The 17,995-nt window shown below is 71.3% G+C and carries 19 protein-coding genes and 3 pseudogenes; 12 read left to right on the top strand and 10 right to left on the bottom strand.

The features are described from left to right. Positions 1–37 precede the first annotated feature (37 nt). On the top strand, positions 38–259 hold the full coding sequence (locus tag ABZV38_RS04345) for a helix-turn-helix domain-containing protein (protein WP_356324394.1): 222 nt from the start codon (positions 38–40) through the stop codon (positions 257–259). A 158-nt stretch (positions 260–417) separates the two neighbouring features. Further along, on the top strand, positions 418–1,209 hold the full coding sequence (locus ABZV38_RS04340; RefSeq protein WP_356324391.1) for an enoyl-CoA hydratase/isomerase family protein: 792 nt from the start codon (positions 418–420) through the stop codon (positions 1,207–1,209). Between the two features lie 43 nt (positions 1,210–1,252). Here ABZV38_RS04340 and ABZV38_RS04335 read toward each other — a convergent pair whose 3' ends face one another. Further along, positions 1,253–1,954, bottom strand: coding sequence for a hypothetical protein (locus ABZV38_RS04335; RefSeq protein ID WP_356324389.1), 702 nt, complete (start codon positions 1,952–1,954; stop codon positions 1,253–1,255). 93 nt (positions 1,955–2,047) lie between these two features. Between ABZV38_RS04335 and ABZV38_RS04330 the strand changes: the two genes are divergently transcribed. From ABZV38_RS04330 to amaP, 5 genes are read left to right on the top strand one after another with little or no spacing between them, the layout of a single operon-like run. After that, positions 2,048–2,536 carry an Asp23/Gls24 family envelope stress response protein gene (locus ABZV38_RS04330; RefSeq protein WP_356324388.1) on the top strand — a complete coding sequence of 163 codons (489 nt, stop codon included), beginning with the start codon at positions 2,048–2,050 and terminating at the stop codon, positions 2,534–2,536. 32 nt (positions 2,537–2,568) lie between these two features. Continuing rightward, positions 2,569–2,760, top strand: coding sequence for a hypothetical protein (locus tag ABZV38_RS04325; RefSeq protein ID WP_030920082.1), 192 nt, complete (start codon positions 2,569–2,571; stop codon positions 2,758–2,760). Between the two features lie 5 nt (positions 2,761–2,765). Then, the gene (locus ABZV38_RS04320) at positions 2,766–3,119 is read left to right on the top strand and encodes a hypothetical protein (protein WP_356324651.1); all 354 of its coding nucleotides are present in this window, start codon (positions 2,766–2,768) and stop codon (positions 3,117–3,119) included. Beyond that, a complete protein-coding gene (locus ABZV38_RS04315) occupies positions 3,116–3,802 on the top strand; it encodes a DUF6286 domain-containing protein (RefSeq protein ID WP_356324386.1) in 687 nt (228 codons plus the stop codon). Before ABZV38_RS04320 ends, ABZV38_RS04315 begins: the two co-directional genes overlap by 4 nt. Further along, positions 3,799–4,386, top strand: coding sequence for an alkaline shock response membrane anchor protein AmaP (gene amaP / locus ABZV38_RS04310; RefSeq protein ID WP_356324384.1), 588 nt, complete (start codon positions 3,799–3,801; stop codon positions 4,384–4,386). Before ABZV38_RS04315 ends, amaP begins: the two co-directional genes overlap by 4 nt. A 115-nt stretch (positions 4,387–4,501) precedes the next feature. On the opposite strand, the gene ABZV38_RS04305 is transcribed toward amaP, so the two are convergent. The 6 genes and pseudogenes from ABZV38_RS04305 to ABZV38_RS04280 all read right to left on the bottom strand — a co-directional run. Then, entirely contained in the window at positions 4,502–5,257 is a 756-nt protein-coding gene (locus ABZV38_RS04305; protein WP_319739336.1) for an SDR family oxidoreductase, read from the bottom strand. 5 nt (positions 5,258–5,262) lie between these two features. Then, positions 5,263–7,062, bottom strand: coding sequence for a glycoside hydrolase family 15 protein (locus ABZV38_RS04300; protein ID WP_356324382.1), 1,800 nt, complete (start codon positions 7,060–7,062; stop codon positions 5,263–5,265). A 119-nt stretch (positions 7,063–7,181) separates the two neighbouring features. Continuing rightward, positions 7,182–7,976: an SURF1 family protein gene (locus ABZV38_RS04295; RefSeq protein WP_356324649.1), complete on the bottom strand. Its 795-nt coding sequence runs from the start codon at positions 7,974–7,976 to the stop codon at positions 7,182–7,184. A gap of 71 nt (positions 7,977–8,047) precedes the next feature. Further along, on the bottom strand, positions 8,048–8,281 hold the full coding sequence (locus ABZV38_RS04290) for a hypothetical protein (protein WP_078852816.1): 234 nt from the start codon (positions 8,279–8,281) through the stop codon (positions 8,048–8,050). A 64-nt stretch (positions 8,282–8,345) separates the two neighbouring features. Beyond that, positions 8,346–9,371, bottom strand: coding sequence for a DEDDh family exonuclease (locus ABZV38_RS04285; RefSeq protein ID WP_356324380.1), 1,026 nt, complete (start codon positions 9,369–9,371; stop codon positions 8,346–8,348). 72 nt (positions 9,372–9,443) lie between these two features. Next, positions 9,444–9,710 (bottom strand): annotated as a pseudogene (locus tag ABZV38_RS04280) (TetR/AcrR family transcriptional regulator); the annotation flags it as partial. A 230-nt stretch (positions 9,711–9,940) separates the two neighbouring features. On the opposite strand from ABZV38_RS04280, the gene ABZV38_RS04275 reads away from it, so the two are divergent. Together ABZV38_RS04275 and ABZV38_RS04270 are read left to right on the top strand one after the other, a co-directional pair. Next, positions 9,941–10,651, top strand: coding sequence for a VIT family protein (locus ABZV38_RS04275; protein WP_356324647.1), 711 nt, complete (start codon positions 9,941–9,943; stop codon positions 10,649–10,651). Between the two features lie 101 nt (positions 10,652–10,752). Then, positions 10,753–11,485, top strand: a pseudogene (locus tag ABZV38_RS04270) (IS200/IS605 family accessory protein TnpB-related protein); the annotation flags it as partial. On the opposite strand, the pseudogene ABZV38_RS04265 reads toward ABZV38_RS04270, so the two are convergent. Further along, positions 11,484–11,900 (bottom strand): annotated as a pseudogene (locus tag ABZV38_RS04265) (NACHT domain-containing protein); the annotation flags it as partial. The pseudogenes ABZV38_RS04270 and ABZV38_RS04265 sit on opposite strands and share 2 nt — an antisense overlap. Positions 11,901–12,211: 311 nt before the next feature. Here ABZV38_RS04265 and ABZV38_RS04260 point away from each other — a divergent pair. The 3 genes from ABZV38_RS04260 to ABZV38_RS04250 are packed head-to-tail and all read left to right on the top strand — an operon-like array spanning position 12,212 to position 14,865. Continuing rightward, the gene (locus ABZV38_RS04260; RefSeq protein WP_356324379.1) at positions 12,212–13,114 is read left to right on the top strand and encodes a sterol desaturase family protein; all 903 of its coding nucleotides are present in this window, start codon (positions 12,212–12,214) and stop codon (positions 13,112–13,114) included. Beyond that, complete coding sequence (locus tag ABZV38_RS04255) at positions 13,111–13,800, top strand: lysoplasmalogenase (protein ID WP_356324377.1); 690 nt, start codon at positions 13,111–13,113, stop codon at positions 13,798–13,800. Before ABZV38_RS04260 ends, ABZV38_RS04255 begins: the two co-directional genes overlap by 4 nt. 21 nt (positions 13,801–13,821) lie before the next feature. After that, positions 13,822–14,865: a zinc-dependent alcohol dehydrogenase family protein gene (locus tag ABZV38_RS04250; RefSeq protein ID WP_356324375.1), complete on the top strand. Its 1,044-nt coding sequence runs from the start codon at positions 13,822–13,824 to the stop codon at positions 14,863–14,865. Here ABZV38_RS04250 and ABZV38_RS04245 read toward each other — a convergent pair. Beyond that, a complete protein-coding gene (locus ABZV38_RS04245; RefSeq protein WP_356324373.1) occupies positions 14,855–16,306 on the bottom strand; it encodes a CoA transferase in 1,452 nt (483 codons plus the stop codon). The genes ABZV38_RS04250 and ABZV38_RS04245 overlap by 11 nt on opposite strands. An 87-nt stretch (positions 16,307–16,393) precedes the next feature. After that, the gene (locus ABZV38_RS04240; RefSeq protein WP_356324371.1) at positions 16,394–17,929 is read right to left on the bottom strand and encodes a S8 family serine peptidase; all 1,536 of its coding nucleotides are present in this window, start codon (positions 17,927–17,929) and stop codon (positions 16,394–16,396) included. Positions 17,930–17,995: the final 66 nt, after the last annotated feature.

Genomic DNA, 17,995 nt, shown 5'->3' with positions numbered 1-17,995 from the left:
TGAGAGTCCAGAGCGCACTTCCCATGAGGAGGCACGGGTGGCCGAGACTCTGAAGAAGGGCAGCCGGGTTACCGGCGCCGCGCGCGACAAGCTCGCGGCAGACCTGAAGAAGAAGTACGACTCCGGTGCGAGCATCCGGGCGTTGGCCGAAGAGACCGGCCGCTCCTACGGATTCGTCCACCGGATGCTCAGCGAGTCCGGAGTCACGCTGCGAGGGCGTGGCGGAGCGACACGAGGCAAGAAGGTCGCCGTGGCCTGACGGCCGTCGGCGGATCGGGGCACGTCGCAGGACGGACGCGTCCCGAGGGCTCACCGGTTTCGGCGGTGGCCACCCGGTAGATCGTGCGATCGACCGGGTGGTTACTGTTCAGTCACTTAGCTCGACCTGCTGACTGCACCCGATCCCGGAGGCGCCCCATGACCTCGCTCGACTCTGTGCTCGACCAGGACGGCGTACGACTCACCGTCGATGACGCGGTTGCCACGGTGACCCTCACCAATCCGGCCAGGCGCAACGCTCAGTCCCCCGCTCTGTGGCGGGCGTTGACGGCGGCCGGACGGGCACTGCCCGGCAGCGTGCGGGTCGTCGTGCTGCGCGGCGAGGGCAAGTCCTTCTCCGCCGGTCTCGATCGGCAGGCGTTCACCCCTGAGGGGTTCGACGGTGAGCCGTCCTTCCTGGACCTGGCGCGCGGTTCGGAGTCCGATCTCGACGCGACCATCGCCGAGTACCAGGAGGCGTTCACCTGGTGGCGCCGTAACGACATCGTGTCGATCGCGGCCGTCCAGGGACATGCCATCGGTGCCGGCTTCCAGCTCGCCCTCGCCTGCGATCTGCGGATCGTCGCCGAGGACGTGCAGTTCGCCATGCGCGAGACCAGCCTGGGTCTGGTCCCGGACCTCACCGGCACGCACCCCCTGGTGAACCTGGTGGGATACGCCCGCGCGCTCGAAATCTGTGCCACCGGCCGCTTTGTGTACGCGGAGGAGGCCGAGCGCACCGGCCTCGCCAACCTCGTCGTCCCCGCCGACCAGCTCGACGAGGCGGCCCGCGACCTGTCCGCCGCACTGCTGGCGGCCCCGCGCGACGCCGTCATCGAGACCAAGGCGCTGCTGAGCGGTGCCGTCTCGCGTACGTACGAGGACCAGCGCACCGCCGAGCGCGCGGCGCAGGGCCGCCGACTGCGCGACCTTGCGGGCGTCACCGACTGAGCGCACGGCACCAGCCGGGCGAAGGGCCGCCCGGCCGTCCCTCTCAGCCCTCCTCCACCACCGCGGTGACCAGCACGGTGACCGGCGGATGCCCCGTCACGGCGTCCGACACCGCCATGCGCACCGCCAGCGCCACGTCGAGTGCCCGGTGGTCCCCGGACGTCGCCAGCTCGACCCGCACATGGTCCGGCGCCGTGTGCACCGCGCTGCCCAGTACCCGGGTCAGTGCCGCGACACCGGGGACCCCGGCGGCCGCGGTCCCCGCCACGCCCTCCGGCTCCGTTCCACGCACCGGGGACGGCTCCGGAGCCGGCCGTTCGGGGGCCGTGTCCAGCAGCTCCGTCACCCGCAGATCCACCTCGCCCACCACCAGGCCCAGCCGCTGTGCGGCGGCCGTCAGCAGCGCCGAGCGCAGTGCGGCGGCGGCGGCGGGCAGCGGCCGGTCGGCCGTTGCGGACATCGTCGCCTCGATTCGCAGCGGCCCGGGCGGCAGCGCACTGGGCGGGGCAGGCAGTGCCGGGCTCGGGGCGGAGTCCGGATCCGCCACCGCGATCCGTACGTCACCGAGCACCGGGCCGGAGCCGGGCGCGCCGGCCGTCCGGCGCAGCACCGCGACGGCGGCCCGCTCCGAGATCCACGCGCCGTCCGCCGGACCGCCCAGAGGAAGCAATCGGCCCAGGCCGAGCCTTTGCCGTACCGCAGCTGTCCATCCGTCGGCCCTGTGCGGGCTGTCAGCCGTCGTCATTGCTCCAGCCTGCCGCATCCACGGCGCGAGACGGGGCAAGCGCACTTAATGTGGGCAACGAAGTTCGACCCTGCCCCGAAGGGAAGAGTGGCGATGACCGACACCCCACAGCGGAACCGGCCCGAGCACCCCGACAACGCGACGGGGGACGACAGCAGAAGGAGCACGCTGACCAAGCGCGGTGGGGGAGATCCCGCCACCCGTGGCCGCACGACCATCGCCGACGGTGTGGTCGAGAAGATCGCCGGTATGGCGGCGCGCGACGTGGTCGGTGTCCATGCGATGGGAAGCGGTCTCTCCCGCACCTTTGGAGCGGTGCGCGACCGGGTCCCCGGCGGCGGCAAGTCCGTGACCCGCGGCGTCAAGGCGGAGGTCGGCGAGTCGCAGACCGCCCTCGACCTGGAGATCGTCGTCGACTACGGCGTGTCGATCTCCGACGTCGCCCGTGATGTGCGGGAGAACGTCATTGCGGCGGTCGAACGGATGACGAGCCTCGAGGTCGTCGAGGTCAATATCGCGGTCAGCGATGTGAAGCTGCCCGACGAGGAGGACGAGGACCAGTCCGAGCCACGTCTCCAGTAGGCCTCCCACCCGACGCAGTTGAGGAGCGCACGATGAGCATGGCTGTGGTCGGCCTAGTGGCCGGCATGGCGCTCGGATTCGCTGGGTACTTCGGCGGATTCGGGGCCTTTCTGCTGGTCGCAGCGTTGGGAGCGGTCGGCTTCATCGCCGGTCGCTTCCTCGACGGCGACCTGGAACCCGGCGACTTCTTCCGGAGTCGCGAGCGCGGCGACCGACGGCGGTGACGGCGTTGTCGGGGGTGCTCGGCGGGATCCCCGCCGCGGAACGTGGGGAGACCCGGATCGCCGACAGGGTGGTCGCGAAGATCGCCGCACAGGCAGCGAAGGAGGCGATCGACGAGCCGCCGAAGGAGGGGGCATCTCCACGCGCCACCGTCACGGTGCACCGCGACACCGCACGGGTGCGGGTCAGTCTGGAACTCGGATACCCCACCGACATCGGCCGCCAGTGCGGTGCCGTGCGTCGGCAGGTCACCGAACGGGTAAAGGCGTTGGCGGGGATGGAAGTGCCCGAAGTGGCCGTACAGGTCGAGCGTCTGCACCCCGCGGGAGCGAGTGCCGCGGCACAGGGGAGGATCCGATGACCGAACCCCAGGACCCGGGGAACAGCACGAGGCACCTGCCCACCGTCGACCCCGCGGAACACGGCGGCCAAGTGGCCCTGGACCAGTCGGCCTCCGCCGCCTCGTACGACCCGGCGCCGACGAAGGAAGGCGGCGGCAGCAGCGCCGGCCGTTTCTGGTCCGCGCGCCGCATCCCCGCCGGTCTTGTCGCGCTGGTGGTCCTCGGCGGCTCCGGCCTGCTGCTGTACGACGTGGCGGCGGTGCGGGCCGACCATCCGGCGATGCAGTGGCGCCGCTCGCTCGCCGACGAGCTGGCGCAGCGGCCGCTGAACAACGTATGGGTGCTGGCCGGAGCGGGGGTCGCCATGGTGATCGGCCTGTGGCTGATCGTCCTCGCCGCCACGCCCGGCCTGCGCGACCTGTTGCCGATGCGCCGCGACCGTCCCGGTGTACGGGCCGGGATCGACCGGACTGCCGCCGCTCTGGTCCTGCGTGACCGGGCGGTGGAGGTGTCCGGCGTGCAGTCGGTGCGGGTCCGGATGGGGCGTGGCAAGGCCGCGGTGCGCGCCGTGTCGCACTTCCGTGAACTCGACGACGTACGGGCCGACCTGGACACCGTACTGGCACAGGGCATCGACGAACTGGGCCTGGCGAAGCCGCCGAGCCTGTCGGTGCATGTCCGCCGTCCGGCCAAGAAGGGGTGACCGCGGTGCTCAGTACCGTCAACCGGGTACTGCTCGGCCTCGCCGGGCTGGTGCTGATCTGCGGCAGCGGCGCGGTATTCGCCGCTGGACTGGGTCTCTCCGTACCGTCCTGGTGGCCGTGGGACGGCAGGACCGATGTGCTGCTCTCCGAGGCCGACCGGGACCGCTGGCGCGCCGACGGCTGGTGGTGGCCGACCGTGATCGCGGTTCTTGCCGTGCTGGTCGTCCTCGCGCTGTGGTGGTTCCTCGCCCAGCTCCGCCGCGCCCGCCTCGCCGAGGTGCTGGTCGACAGCGGCGACGGCGAGGGGGCGCTGCTGCGCGGCCGGGCCCTGGAAGGCGTGCTCGCCGGGGAGGCGGGGACGCTGGACGGGGTGGCCCGTGCCCAGGTGATGCTGGTCGGCCGGCGCAGTTCGCCGCAGGCCCGGATCAGGCTGCTGATGGAACCGCATGCGGCACCGGACGAGGCACTGGGCCGCCTCACGGACGAGGCACTGGCCCATGCGCGGGACTCGGCGGGGCTGGCGCAGCTGCCGGCCGAGGTCCGGCTGCGAGCGGTCAAACACCGTGCAGAACGCGTGAGTTGACGGCGAGGACGTCCGGCAGCTTCACCGTCGCGTCCACCGGGTCCCCCATGCCCTTGAGGCCATGGGGAGGTCGGGGACTTGAGGCCACCGGACGGCCCCGCTGCCCCGCACCGGCTCAGAACCCGTGCCGCACACCGCCGTCCACCGGAACCATGATCCCCGTCAGATACGACGCCGCGGGCGACAGCAGGAACGCTGCCGTCCGGCCGAACTCCTGCGGCGTACCGTACCGGCGCAACGGAATGCGCGCCTCGGCCGCCGCACGCGACGCCTCCGCGTCGCCGGACAGCGCGTCCAGCTCACGCACGCGGTCCGTGTCGATCCGGGCCGGCAGCACGCCCACCACGCGGATGCCCCGCGGGCCGAGCTCGTCGGCCAGGGACTTGGCGAATCCCGCCAGGCCCGGTCGCAGGCCGTTCGAAATGGTCAGTCCGGCGATCGGCTCATGGACCGAGCCGGAGAGCACGAAGCCGATCACCCCGCCCTCGCCGAGAGCCGCGGCCGCCGTACGGGCCAGACGTACCGCGCCCAGGAACACCGAATCGAATGCCGACTGCCACTGCTCGTCCGTGTTGTCCGCGACGAAGCCGGGGGCGGGCCCGCCGACACTGATCAGTATGCCGTCGAGCCGCCCGAACCGCTCATGGGCGGCGTCCACCAGCCGCTGCGCTGCGGCGGGCTCCGCATTGTCGGCGGCGAGACCCACGGCATCCGGCCCCAGTTCGGCGGCGGCCGCCTCGACCCGCTTCTCGTCACGGCCGGTGATGATCACCTTCGCGCCGTCCGCCACCAGTTCCCGCGCCGTGGCGTTGCCCAGCCCCCGGGTCGCGCCGGTGACGATGTACACACGGTCCTTCAATTCAAGATCCATGGCCCCTATCCTGCCGCCTCGGCCTCCTGCATGTCCTCCCCGGTCAGTGCGACGGCGGTGCCCACCAGTCCGATATGGCTGAATGCCTGCGGGAAATTGCCCAACTGCCGCCGCGCCACGGTGTCGTACTCCTCGGAGAGCAGCCCGACATCGTTGCGGAGCGCGAGGAGCCGCTCGAAGAGTTCGGTGGCCTCCTCGGTGCGCCCGGTCAGACGCAGCGCGTCCGCCAGCCAGAACGAGCACGCCAGGAACGCCCCTTCGCCGCCCGGCAGCCCGTCGATCGAGACGCCCTCCGTGCTGTAGCGGCGGACCAGACCGTCGCTGCCCAGCTCGGCCCGGACCGCGTCGACCGTGCCGACGAGCCGCGGATCGTCCGGCGGCAGGAATCCGGTCCGGGCGATCAGCAGCGTCGCGGCGTCCAGGTCCCGGGAGCCGTACGACTGCGTGAATGTGTTCCGAACCGGGTCGTACCCCTTCTCGCACACCTCTCGGTGCACGGCGTCCCGCATCACCCGCCACCGCTCGGCGTCCCCGGCCAGCGACGGGTTCGCCTCCAGGGTGCGCACCGCGCGGTCGGCGGCGACCCAGGCCATCACCTTCGAGTGCACGAAGTGGCGGCGCTGGCCGCGGATCTCCCAGAGACCCTCGTCCGGCTCGCGCCAGGTGGACTCCAGGAACCCGAGCAGGCTGAGCTGCAGGCTCCAGGCGTGCGGTTGGTCGGCCAGGCCCGCCTCGCGCGCGAGCCGGAGCGAGTCGATGACCTCTCCGTACACATCGAGCTGGCGCTGCCGGACCGCCGCGTTGCCGATCCGGACCGGGCTGGAGTTCTCGTATCCGCTCAGCCATGGCAGCTCCGCCTCCGGCAGCCGCCGTTCGCCCGACAGTCCATACATGATCTGCAGGTCTGCGGGGTCCCCGGCGACGGCGCGCAGCAGCCAGTCCCGCCAGGCTGCGGCCTCTCCCACATAGCCGGCCGAGAGCAGCGCGTTGAGTGCCAGGGTGGAGTCCCGCAGCCAGCAGAAGCGGTAGTCCCAGTTCCGTACACCGCCGATCTCCTCCGGCAGTGACGTGGTGGGGGCCGCCACGATGCCGCCGGTCGGGGCGAAGGTGAGCGCCTTGAGGGTGATCAGCGAGCGGATCACGGATTCCCGGTACGGGCCCCGGTACTTGCAGCGGGCCGACCACTCGGCCCAGTCGGAAAGGGTGTTCTTCAGCGCCTCGTGCGGATCGACGAGATCGGGGCGCGGCGAGTGCGAGGGGTGCCAGGTCAGTACGAACGCCACCTGCTCGCCCGCGGAGACGGTGAACGACGAGCAGGTGGAGAACTCCTGGCCCCACGTCTTGACCGGCGGCTCGCTGCGCAGCCAGACCGAGTCGGGTCCGGCGACCGCCACCCGGTGGCCCTGCGAGCGGCGCATCCACGGCACGATGGAGCCGAAGTCGAAGCGCAGCCGGATCACCGATGTCATGTCGACGGTGCCGCTGATCCCCTCGACGATCCGCATGACATCGGGTTCCTGGTCACGCTGCGGCATGAAGTCGATGACCTTGACGGTACCGGTGCGGGTCTCCCAGAACGTCTCCAGGACGAGCGAGTCACCCACATAGCCGCGCCGGGTGCAGGTGTCCGCGCCCTTCGGGGCGATGTGCCAGTGGCCGTTGTCGTCGTCGCCGAGCAGGGCGGCGAAACAGGCGCCCGAGTCGAAGCGGGGCAGACAGAGCCAGTCCACAGAACCGTTCCTGCCGACCAGGGCGGCTGTCTGCAGATCGCCGATGAGGGCGTAGTCCTCGATGCGTGGGGTCACGTTCTGCCGTGTTCCCGAACCGGGGCTCCGCTAAGCAGCCGGTGTCCCACGGGCGGCCGCAGACACCTGTCGAGGCCACTCGCCGAGCGGCCTCCGGTCAAGCTGTCGCGGGCACCGTGTCAGACCGTTGCGGGCTCCGGCTCTCCGGCTGCCTCGGCCTCGGCCGCCGCCTCCACCCGGTCGCGCTTCTCGCGCCGGGCCAGCACCACATATCCGACGGGGACGCCCGCGGCGAACAGCCACCACTGGACCGCATAAGCCATGTGCGGACCGATGGAGCTGTCGTCGGGGGCCTCGATCAGCTCGGGGACGTCGCCGGACGGTTCGGGCCCGGCCTGCTCGATGTAGCCGCCGAGGACCGGCCGGGAGAGCGCCTTGGCCTGCTGAGCGCTGTTGATCAGCATCACCTGGCGGTCCGGCAGGTCCGGCAGGTCCTTGATGCCGCTGGTGCCCGTCGTCTCGTCGGCCTTGAGCCGCCCCGTGACGGTCACCTCGCCCCTGGGCACGGCCGGGATGTCCGGGAAGGCGCGCTGGTCGTCGGCGGCGGTGACCCAGCCGCGGTTGATCAGGACCGTACCGCCGCCCTTGAGGTCGAGCGGGATCAGTACGTGGAAGCCGATGCTGCCGTCGGTGGAGGTCCGGCGGCGCACGACGACCTCGTGCTCCGTGTCGTACGTCCCCGTGGCCGTCACCGCACGCCAGTAGTCGGAGCGCGGGACCGTGTGACCCGGGGAGGTGAGCGTGGCGACCGGAACCGGCTTCGCCTTGAGGTTGTGCGAGATCAGAGAGTTCTGCGCCACCCGGTGCTCATGCCGGTGCAGCTGCCAGAAGCCCAGCTCGACCATCGTGGGAATGAGGACGAGGGTGAGGAGGGCGAGGATCAGCCACTGCCGGGTCAACAGGAAGCGGTACACCCCACGACGGTACAACTGCGTCATGGGGTGCATCGCGGAGGGGGTGGCGGAACGGGCCGCGCGGCCGGTGGTCAGACTTTGTCGATGATGCCCACCTTCCCCTCGGCCCGGGCGCAGTGACCGCCGCAGAACCAGTGCCCGTCCACCTCGACACCCTGGCCGATGACCTGAACCCGGCAGTGCTCACAGATGGGCGCCATCCGGTGAATCGCACAGGAGAAGCAGTCGAAGACGTGCACCGCGCCCTGCGCGTGCACCTCGAACGACATGCCGTAGTCGTTTCCGCAAACTTCACAACGTGCCATGCGCCACAGGGTGGGACGCGGGGGCGCCGGGCGGCGAGCGGCGGACGGGCGAGTCGCCCCCGGTTCACTCCGATGACGGCGTCGGCAGGGCAGGAGCCACTGGCGCCCCGGTCGTCGTCGACACCTGTGCCACATCACGCAGCAGGTGGGTGAAGGCGCTCTCGTCCACGATCGGCGTGCCGAACGCCTTTGCCTTCACGGTCTTCGACGTCGCCGCGCCGGGGTCGTTGGTGACCAGCAGGCTGGTCAGCCGGGAGACGCTGGTCGCCACATGCAGCCCGGCCTCGATCGCCCGGTCCTCCAGTAGCTCACGGTCGATGGAGGTGTCCCCGGAGAACGCCACCCGCATGCCCTGCATGAGAGGTTTGTCCTTGTCGTACCGCCCCGGGTTCGGATACGGGCAGGCCGGCCGCTTGCGCGAAGGGCGCCAGCTGCTCTGGCTGCCGTACGACGGCTGGTAGCCGACCCGCGGGGTGACCGGGGAGTCCGACCACTCGGTCAGCGGGCGGCACTCCAGCAGCGGCAGCCGCACGCCGTCGCGCGCCGCCGCGTGCAGACTCGGCCGGAACGCCTCGGCCAGCACCCGGGCATCGTCCAGCGCGTGGTGCGCACGCTGCTGTACGACTCCGAAGTGCGCGGCCAGCGACTCCAGCTTGTGGTTGGGCAGCGGCAGCCGGAGCTCCTTGGAGAGCGCGATGGTGCAGAGCCGGTGCTCGACGGGGGCGACGACCGCGGCGCGTGCGTACTCCCGGGCCAGCATCGACCAGTCGAAGGCGGCGTTGTGTGCGACGAGCACGCGGCCCGCGAGCCGCTCGGACAGCTCGGCGGTGACCTCGGGGAAGAGCGGGGCGCCCTCCAGGACATCGCTGGTCAGGCCGTGGATCCAGACGGGGCCGGGGTCCCGCTCCGGGTTGACGAGGGTGTACCAGTGGTCCTCGACATTGCCCTGCGCGTCCAGCCGGTAGACGGCAGCGGACACTATCCGGTCGTCCCGGGCGAGTCCGGTGGTCTCCACGTCGACGACCGCGTACCCCTGTGGGTAGGCGGTCGGCCATGGTGCTGCGGTCTGGCGGTCGTCGAGCATGGTCACAGAGAATACGGGCCGGGACTGACAGCCCCCCATCCGGGCGCCTTCTGTTCGAGCCGCCCGGCGAGGGGCCGGCTAGCTCCTACCGGTGGCGAGCAGTCCGTTCACCAGCGCCCGCATCGACGCCGTGAACAGTCGTTCCTGGTCGGCGGGGAGGGCGAGCGCGCGGGCCAGCGCCGGGTCGTGCTCGGCCGTGGCCGCGCCCCAGAGATCACCCTCGCCGGGGGACTGGACCGGGGAGCGTTCCCGGTTGCGTTCGACGAGCAGGAAGCCGACGGTCTGGAACTGGACCGCCCGCACCGCGTCGGCGGCCCGTGCCCCGCGCAGCCCCGCGGCGTGCACCCGAGGTACGCGGCGTGGTCGGCGAGCAGCTGCCGCTGCCCGAACCGGCGGAGAAGCTCGACGTAATGGGTTGAACGGAAGACCGTTTCGCCGTTCTTTTTGATTTGCTGCGACATCGACTGGCCGGTCTCGCCGATAGGAGCCGCTCGCCAGTGCTGCGAGCCCGGCCCTTCGCCCCGGGTGGGTCGGTACACGTCTGGTGAGGGCACGGATGAGACCCTCCCCGGGTGATGGAGACACAAGCCCACGATGAAGCCCATAGCGACGGCCTCGGCGCGCGGCTGAACTGGCTGCGCGCCGCGGTCCTCGGCGCCAACGACGGCGTGGTCTCCACCGCAGGCCTTGTCGTCGGCGTCGCAGGGGCCACCGGTGACCGCGGCGCCCTGCTGACGGCGGGCCTGGCCGGGCTGTTGGCCGGCTCCATGTCGATGGCGGCGGGCGAGTACGTATCGGTGTCCACCCAGCGTGATTCGGAGCAGGCCGCGCTGGCGATGGAGAAGCGGGAGCTCCAGGAGACCCCAGAGGCGGAACTCGCCGAGCTGACCGGCCTGTTGGAGGGCAAGGGTCTGAGCCGGGAAGTCGCCCGCGAGGCCGCCGTCCAGCTCACTGCACGCGACGCGCTGCGCGCCCACGCGGAGGTGGAACTGGGCATCGATCCCGACGACCTGACGAACCCGTGGCACGCGGCGGGTGCAAGCTTCCTGGCCTTCACGGCGGGCGCGCTGCTGCCGCTGCTGGCGATCGTGCTGCCGCCGTCCTCGGTGCGGCTGATCATCACGGTACTGGCGGTACTGGCGGCGCTGGCGCTCACGGGGTGGTGGAGCGCGCGGCTGGGTGATGCGGCGGTGGCGCGCGCGATGCTGCGGAACATGGGTGGGGGAGCGCTGGCGATGGCGGTTACCTATGGGGCGGGGGCGTTGCTGGGGGCCGTGGGGGTGTGAGCTGCTGTCGGATTGCTGCATTGAAGTGAGTGATGGTGAGCGGGAGTGAGTCCTGTGGGTGGGTTTGTAGGGGTGGGAACGGGGGTTCTGGGGCCGAATGGGTGACCTTGGTGGCGCCCGGGCCTTGCGGGGTGGCGATCCGGGACCGCCTCAAACACCTGACCGCCCAGGACGAGTTGGTGCTGCGTGCGGTCGGTGAGCATCAGGGTGCGCTGGCTTCCGGTGATCTCAAGGCCCGCTGTGCGGATGGTCTGGAGCACGGTGCGCAGACCTGGGCGGCGCGTAAGCGGGAGCTGACCGCGCTGTCGTCGTCGCGGATCGCGGGTGCGATCACCAAGGCCACGCATGATCAGTGGGCGCTCGCACGCCGCTGCCAGGCGGCGCATGTCCAGAGCCTGGAGGCCGGGATCAAGACGTTGCGGCACCGCCTGTCCCGCCCGGGAACGCGGAACGAAGCGGGCCGCGGGCGGCTACCGCTCCAAGGGCGAGTGGTTCCACAAGTCCCGCCGCCTCGCGATGCTGGAGGCGCGGCATGCCGCTGCTGTAGCCGACTGGCGGGCCGGACGGGTGCGGGTGGTACGGGGCGGCAAGCGTCTCCTCAACACCCGCCACCACCTCACCGAGGCCGAGCTCACCGAGGAGCAGTGGCGGGAACGGTGGGAGGCGGAACGCTGGTTTCTCGCTGCCGATGGTGAGTCGGGGAAGCGGTTCGGGAACGAGACGATCCGCGTCACCCCGGACGGCGAGGTCAGCATCAGACTGCCTGCCCCGCTCGCGCACCTGGCCAATGCCAGGCACGGCCGGTACATCCTCACCGGCCGTATCGCGTTCGCGACGGCCGGGTCGTCACCACGTACCGGGCTCGTGGGTAGGCCGCGACGAGGTCCTTGAGCCACCGCTCCGTACGGTTGCGCAGCTGCATCGGCACCTCGTCCACGCCGTCCACCAGGACCAGCGCCCGACCGCTCGTCAGCAGGCTGTCCGCCCATCCGGCCGGTGCCGAGCCGTCCATGGGGGCACCGGCGGCGCGCAGGAAGTCGTCCGGAGTGGGCAGCGCCTCGTGCGAAGTGAAGGCGCGCAGCCGCAGTACGAACGGCACACAGCGGTTCCAGTCCGCCAGCTCGCTGTCGAACGTACGACCGGCCGCGTTCAGGGCCAGCCATTGCACCAGTGTGCTCTTGCCCGAACCGGCCGGACCACGCAACAGCAGCCGGTCTGTCTCGCCCAGCGCCTGCTCGATCCTGATCGTCACGTGGCCCGGATGTTCCAGGCCGACTTCGCGGGGCGGGGGAGCGGACGGACCGGATCCGGTACCAGACCTGCGCCTGGCTTGGGAGCCAGCAGCGACTTGGTTACCGCGCCAATGACCGTGGTGGCCAGCCGAATCAATGCAACTTCCGTACTGGGCACGTAAGTTCCTCCCCATCGCCGACTCGCGTACCGGAAATCCTACGACGGCTCTCTTGGCAGAAGCCGCCAAAGGTTGCTGACATCGCGTCTCGCATACTTGTTGGTAACAACGTCTAGTCCCCGACCGGCCACCCGCTCTACGGTGCTCGCATGGAGCCGAACCTGCCCGATGTCGTGCTGTGGTCCATACCGGCCTTCGTCCTGCTCACCGTTGTCGAAATGGTCAGCGCTCGCATTCACCCCGACGAGGACGCCGCCGGGTACGAGACCAAGGACGCTGTCACCAGCGTCACCATGGGGCTCGGCAGTCTCGTCTTCGACCTGCTGTGGAAAGTGCCCATCGTGGCCATCTACACCGCGGTCTACGAGCTGACCCCGCTGCGCGTCCCCGTCCTGTGGTGGACGATCCTGCTGATGCTGCTCGCGCAGGACTTCTTCTACTACTGGTCCCACCGGGGCCACCACGTCATCCGGATCCTCTGGGCCTGCCATGTGGTCCACCACTCCAGCCGGAAGTTCAACCTCACCACCGCACTGCGCCAGCCCTGGACCTCGCTGACCGTCTGGCCGTTCTACGTTCCGCTCATCGCCTGCGGGGTCCATCCGGCGGCGCTGGCCTTCTGCTCCTCGGCCAATCTCGTCTACCAGTTCTGGGTGCACACCGAACGGATCGACAAACTCCCCCGGCCCTTCGAGTACGTCCTGAACACGCCCTCCCACCACCGGGTGCACCACGCCTCCCAGGGCGGCTATCTCGACCGGAACTTCGGCGGCATCCTGATCCTGTGGGACCGGCTCTTCGGCTCCTTCACCGCCGAGACCGAGCGGCCCGTCTACGGGCTCACCAAGAACATCGCCACCCACAACCCGCTGCGCGTCGCGACCCATGAGTACGCCGCGATCGCCCGGGACGTGCGGGCGGCGGACAGCTGGGGCGAGCGGGCCGGGCGGATCTTCCGCGGGCCGGGCTGGCAGCCGGCGCCGACGGCCGCCCCGACCGCCGCCTCCGGCGCTGCCCCCACCGCCGTTGCCGTCCGGGAGAGCACCGGATGAGCGCCGGCGCCGTCACGGACGCGCGGGCACGGTTCGTACGCCCCCTGCTCATCGCGTTTGTCGTCGCCTCCGCCGTCGATCTCGTCGGTGTCCTCGCGGATGTGCGTCTCGCCCATCTCGTCGCCAAGCCGCTGCTGATGCCGCTGCTCGCCGGGTACGCCGCCGCCCGCCGTGGACCTCGGCTGCTCATCGCCGCACTGCTCTTCGGCTGGGGAGGCGACACACTCCTGCTGCCCGACGCAGATGCCGCGTTCCTCATCGGCATGGGTTCCTTCGCCGCAGGCCATGTCTGCTATCTGTGGCTCTTCGGGCGTGCCCGCAGCTCCCTGCTGCTCGGTGCGGGGTACGCCGCGGTCCTCGCCGCCTTCGTCGCCCTCGTCTGGGGCGGGCTCCCCGCGGACCTGCGGATCCCGATGGCCGGCTACAGCCTGCTGCTCACCGCGATGGCCTACCGGTCCAGCACCCGCGGCCGGTACGCCGCGCTCGGCGGGGCGCTCTTCCTGCTGTCCGACGCGCTCATCGCCAGCGGCATCGCCGACTGGCCGCAGCTGCCCGCCCCGGACTTCTGGGTCATGCTCACGTACATCGTGGCGCAGTTCCTGCTGACCGTCGGGGTGCTCACGACAGGCCCGGAACGGACCGTTGCCGCCCCTGGGGCGTACGGTGAGCGGAGTATCAGAATCTGAGATCAGCAAGGACCCTCACGCATGCGCGCCACTGTCATCCATGCCCCCCACGACATTCGTGTCCAGGAGGTGCCGGACCCGACGATCCAGCAGCCCACCGATGTGGTGCTGCGGGTCCTGCGGGCCTGCATCTGCGGCAGCGACCTGTGGGCGTACCGCGGCGAGGCCGCCCGCCAGCCCGGCCAGCGCATCGGCCACGAGTTCATCGGGATCGTCGAGGAGGCGGGACCGGAGGTCAGCGGCTTCGCGGCCGGTGACCTCGTCGTCGCCCCCTTCGTCTGGTCCGACGGCACCTGCGCGTACTGCGCCGAGGGCCTGATGACGTCCTGCCCGCAGGGCGGCTTCTGGGGCTCGGTCGGCTCCGACGGCGGGCAGGGCGAGGCCGTGCGCGTCCCGTTCGCCGACGGCACGCTGGTCAAGCTCCCGGCCGCCGCCGCGTCCGACGACCGCCTGCTCACGGCGCTCCTGGCCCTGTCCGACGTGCTCGGCACAGGACACCACGCCGCCATCGGCGCGGGTGTGAAGCCCGGCATCACGGTCGCGGTCGTCGGTGACGGGGCGGTCGGCCTGTGCGGCGTCATGGCCGCCAAGCGGCTCGGCGCCGAGCGGATCATCGCGCTCGGCCGCCACCAGGTGCGCACGGACATTGCCCGCACCTTCGGAGCCACGGACGTCGTCGCCGAGCGCGGCGAAGCAGCCGTCGCCGCCGTGCGGGAACTGACCGGCGGCGCGGGCGCCCACGCCGTGATCGAGGCCGTCGGCACCGAACAGTCGATGCGCACGGCGGTCGGGATCACCCGCGACGGCGGCTCGATCGGCTACGTCGGCGTGCCGCACGGCAGCGGCACCGGCCTGGACCTCGGCGTCATGTTCGACCGGAACATCGCCCTGCGCGGCGGCGTCGCGCCCGTGCGTGCGTACATTCCGGAACTGCTCCCCGACGTCCTGGCCGGCACGATCGACCCGTCGCCCGTCTTCGACCTCACCATCGGCCTCGACGAGGTCCCCGCCGGCTATAAGGCGATGGACGAGCGCACGGCGCTGAAGGTCCTCATCAAGCCGTAGTGGTAAGCCACTTCGGTGCATCCGCGCCCAACCGGCCCGGCGGACGCGACCAGTCCGCCGGGCCGCCCGCGAAGGAGACCGGCGGCAGGGCGTACCGCAGCCGGCCCGGCGCGCTGTCCGTGGAGCCGAGGTACTTCTCGGGGTCGTACGTCTCCGGGGGGTCGTACGCCTCTGACGGGCCGGACAAGTCCTGAGTGCGCGCGAGCCCGCCGCACAGCCAGTGCGCCGTCTGCCCGAGCGCCAGCCGCAGCAGCCGCGAACCGCCGTCGTCGTGCTGCTCGGTCAGCGCCCGCAGCACGCCAGCCGCCAGCAGATAGCCGGTGCCGTGGTCGAGGGCCTGCGCGGGCAGCGCGCCCGGCGTCCCGTCGTCCCCCTCCACGGCCGCGATCCCGGTGGCCACCTGCACCAGACTGTCGAAGCCGCGCCGCTCGTGCCACGGCCCGTACCGCCCCCACGCGGACACCTGCGCGAGGACCAGCCCGGGACGGCGTACGGCGAGCGCCTCCGGAGTCAGGCCGTACGCCTCCAGCGCGCCCGGCCGGTACCCGGTGACCAGCACATCGGCGGCGGTGAGCAGCTCGTCGAACGTCGCCCGGTCCGCCCGGTCGCCCAGATCCAGGGAGACCGACCGCTTGCCGAACCCCGTGTCGTTGTGGGCTTCCTGACTTTCCGGCAGCTGCGGTGCGTCGATCCGCAGGACGTCCGCGCCCAGCAGCGCCAGCGTGCGGGTAGCCACCGGACCGGCCAGGACACGGGTCAGATCGAGGACCCGGAGCCCGGCGGCGGGCAGCAGCGGCGAACCCGACACGGCGGGAAGGCGGCGCGGACCCGCCTGGCCCGGCCCCTCGGTCCGGTCGAGCGTCAGCAGCGGCCGGGTGGCGATCGCGGCGCCCTGCTCGTGCGCCGCCCACTCCTCGGGGGTACGCAGTGCGATGGCCAGACCGCCTGCGGCGTACACCGTCTCCTCGGTCTCCACCGCCCGCCGCTCGGCGAGCACCGCGGCCACCGTGTCCACTCCGGCATCGGCGGGCAGGCCGAGCGCGCTGAGCAGCCGGGCCCGGTGGTGCGGGTAGTTGGCGTGGGTGCGGACCCAGCCGTCGGCCGTCCGCCAGAACCGGGACAGCGGGGCGAATGCAGTCGGCGCGCGCCCGTCGACCCGCAGATGCCGCTCGCTGAGGAACGCGGTGGCCACCGCACCGTCGTCGACCCGGACCCGCGCCACCGGTCGGGCGGTTCTCCCCGCACGGCGCACGGCCAGTTCGGTGGCGGCCAGCGCACAGACCGCGACGGTGGATCGGGCCAGCTCCATGACGGGCAGCCGCGCGGGCAGCAGCCCGGCCGGTCCGCCGCCGTCGATACGGCCCAGAAGTGCGGGATCGCCGCCGAGGGCGGACCATGCCTGCTCCGTACCGGAGTTCTGCGTGTCGATCACATCTGCCATGACCGCACTATGGCACTGAGTGCCACCGCAGTGCGAGGGAAGGGCCGAGGACAGTCGCCCCCGGCCCTTCCCCGATACGCGTGGTGACTACCTGCGGACCGCGTCCAGCGCGTCCACCACACCGGCGCCGTAGAAGCCGTTGCGGTTCCTCGGGCCCTCGCAGACGGCGTCGATCTTGCCGTCGCCGTTGATGTCGTACGGGTCGCCGCACGCGGTGGCGTCAGCCTCGCTCACCAGCAGCGCCTTCACCGCGGCCGCCGAGGCATGCGGGTGCGACGACTTGATCAGGGCCACCACACCCGCGACATGCGGGGAGGCCATCGACGTACCGGCCTTGTAGCCGTACTTGCCGCCCGGCAGCGTCGACAGGATCAGACCACTCGTGGCCGGCGGTGCGGGCGTCTGGTACACCGTCGAGTCACCGCCCGGCGCAGCCACATCGATGACCCCGGCACCGTAGTTGGAGTACGAGGCCTTCAGGCCCTTGGCACCGGTCGCGGAGACCGTGACGACCCCCGGCAGCATCGTCGGGATGTCGAGGCACTCCCGCGGGTCGATGGTCCGGGTCACCGGCGTGGTGTCATTCGGGCTGGTCGAGTCCCCCAGCGTGTCGGCGGCAAGGTCCTCCCTGCTGTTGCCGGCCGCGGCGACGTTGACCGTGCCCTTGTGCTCCGCGTACTGGCTGGCGCGGGTGACCGCTTCCACCAGGGCGCCCTGGTCGGGGTCGTTCTTGCAGTTGTACAACCAAGGGTCGGTGTAATAGCTGTTGTTCGTGACATCGACGCCGTGCTCGGCGGCCCAGACGAAGCCGCAGACGACGGCCTCGGTGTAGAAGAACCCACTCGAGGTCGCCACCTTGATGCCGGCCACCTTCACGCCCGGCGCGACGCCGGTCACGCCGATGCCGTTCTTCGCGGCGGCGATGGTGCCCGCGACATGCGTGCCGTGGTCGCTCTCACCGGTCTGCGGACGCCAGGCGCCGTCCGTCGTGTCCGGCGCGCCGCTCACGCAGTTCGCCGACGCCCCGCGGTCGAAGTTCGGTGCCAGGTCCGGATGGGTGTCGTCGACACCCGTGTCGATGACCGCGACCGTGACCTTCCTGCTGCCCAGCGACACCTGGTGCGCCTGGTCCGCCTTGATGGCGGGCAGATCCCACTGGAGCGGCTCCATCGGATCCTGGTCCGCCGTCGCCTCCGCGGCCGCGGACCGCGCCTGCTCGGCGGAGAGCGGCTGCTCGACCCCGATGTCCTTGGTGGCCTGCGGAACGATGGGGTTGGTGCGGGTGGCCCCCGCCGACTCGACTCCCCTGACCCGACGGATCGACTGCGCGAAGTCCGGGTTCTGCGAGTGGACGACGATGACACCGATCTGGTCGTAGGCGATCACCACCGTGCCACCGGCCCGGGCTATCGCCTTCTTCACCTGCTTGACGGTGCCGTGACCACCACGGGTGTTGACGACGTAAGACAGCTTCGGGCCGTCCGTCGAGACCGCCGCTGTGGGCAGTCCGTCCGACGGGGCGGCGGATGCGGCACTCGTCGGCAGGAAGCCGAGCGAGGCCGTGAGGGCCAGTCCGACGGGCAGCGTCAGTGCGCGCGTCCGTCTGGATCCCAGATGAGCCATGGGGTCTCCACATCATCCGTGCCAGTCGACCGGACACGGGGTGTGTTCGGCCGTGTACATGAAGAG

Source organism: Streptomyces sp. NPDC005181 (assembly GCF_040608395.1).
GTDB lineage: Bacteria > Actinomycetota > Actinomycetes > Streptomycetales > Streptomycetaceae > Streptomyces.
This window is presented reverse-complemented; position numbering and strand designations above follow the sequence as displayed.

Coding starts and splice junctions, on each gene's coding strand:
- ABZV38_RS04330 (WP_356324388.1), top strand. CDS start 2,048: ATGACCGACACCCCACAGCGGAACCGGCCCGAGCACCCCGACAACGCG.
- ABZV38_RS04335 (WP_356324389.1), bottom strand. CDS start 1,954: ATGACGACGGCTGACAGCCCGCACAGGGCCGACGGATGGACAGCTGCG.
- ABZV38_RS04240 (WP_356324371.1), bottom strand. CDS start 17,929: ATGGCTCATCTGGGATCCAGACGGACGCGCGCACTGACGCTGCCCGTC.
- ABZV38_RS04245 (WP_356324373.1), bottom strand. CDS start 16,306: ATGGCAGATGTGATCGACACGCAGAACTCCGGTACGGAGCAGGCATGG.
- ABZV38_RS04250 (WP_356324375.1), top strand. CDS start 13,822: ATGCGCGCCACTGTCATCCATGCCCCCCACGACATTCGTGTCCAGGAG.
- ABZV38_RS04255 (WP_356324377.1), top strand. CDS start 13,111: ATGAGCGCCGGCGCCGTCACGGACGCGCGGGCACGGTTCGTACGCCCC.
- ABZV38_RS04260 (WP_356324379.1), top strand. CDS start 12,212: ATGGAGCCGAACCTGCCCGATGTCGTGCTGTGGTCCATACCGGCCTTC.
- ABZV38_RS04340 (WP_356324391.1), top strand. CDS start 418: ATGACCTCGCTCGACTCTGTGCTCGACCAGGACGGCGTACGACTCACC.
- ABZV38_RS04305 (WP_319739336.1), bottom strand. CDS start 5,257: ATGGATCTTGAATTGAAGGACCGTGTGTACATCGTCACCGGCGCGACC.
- ABZV38_RS04275 (WP_356324647.1), top strand. CDS start 9,941: ATGGAGACACAAGCCCACGATGAAGCCCATAGCGACGGCCTCGGCGCG.
- ABZV38_RS04290 (WP_078852816.1), bottom strand. CDS start 8,281: ATGGCACGTTGTGAAGTTTGCGGAAACGACTACGGCATGTCGTTCGAG.
- ABZV38_RS04325 (WP_030920082.1), top strand. CDS start 2,569: ATGAGCATGGCTGTGGTCGGCCTAGTGGCCGGCATGGCGCTCGGATTC.
- ABZV38_RS04315 (WP_356324386.1), top strand. CDS start 3,116: ATGACCGAACCCCAGGACCCGGGGAACAGCACGAGGCACCTGCCCACC.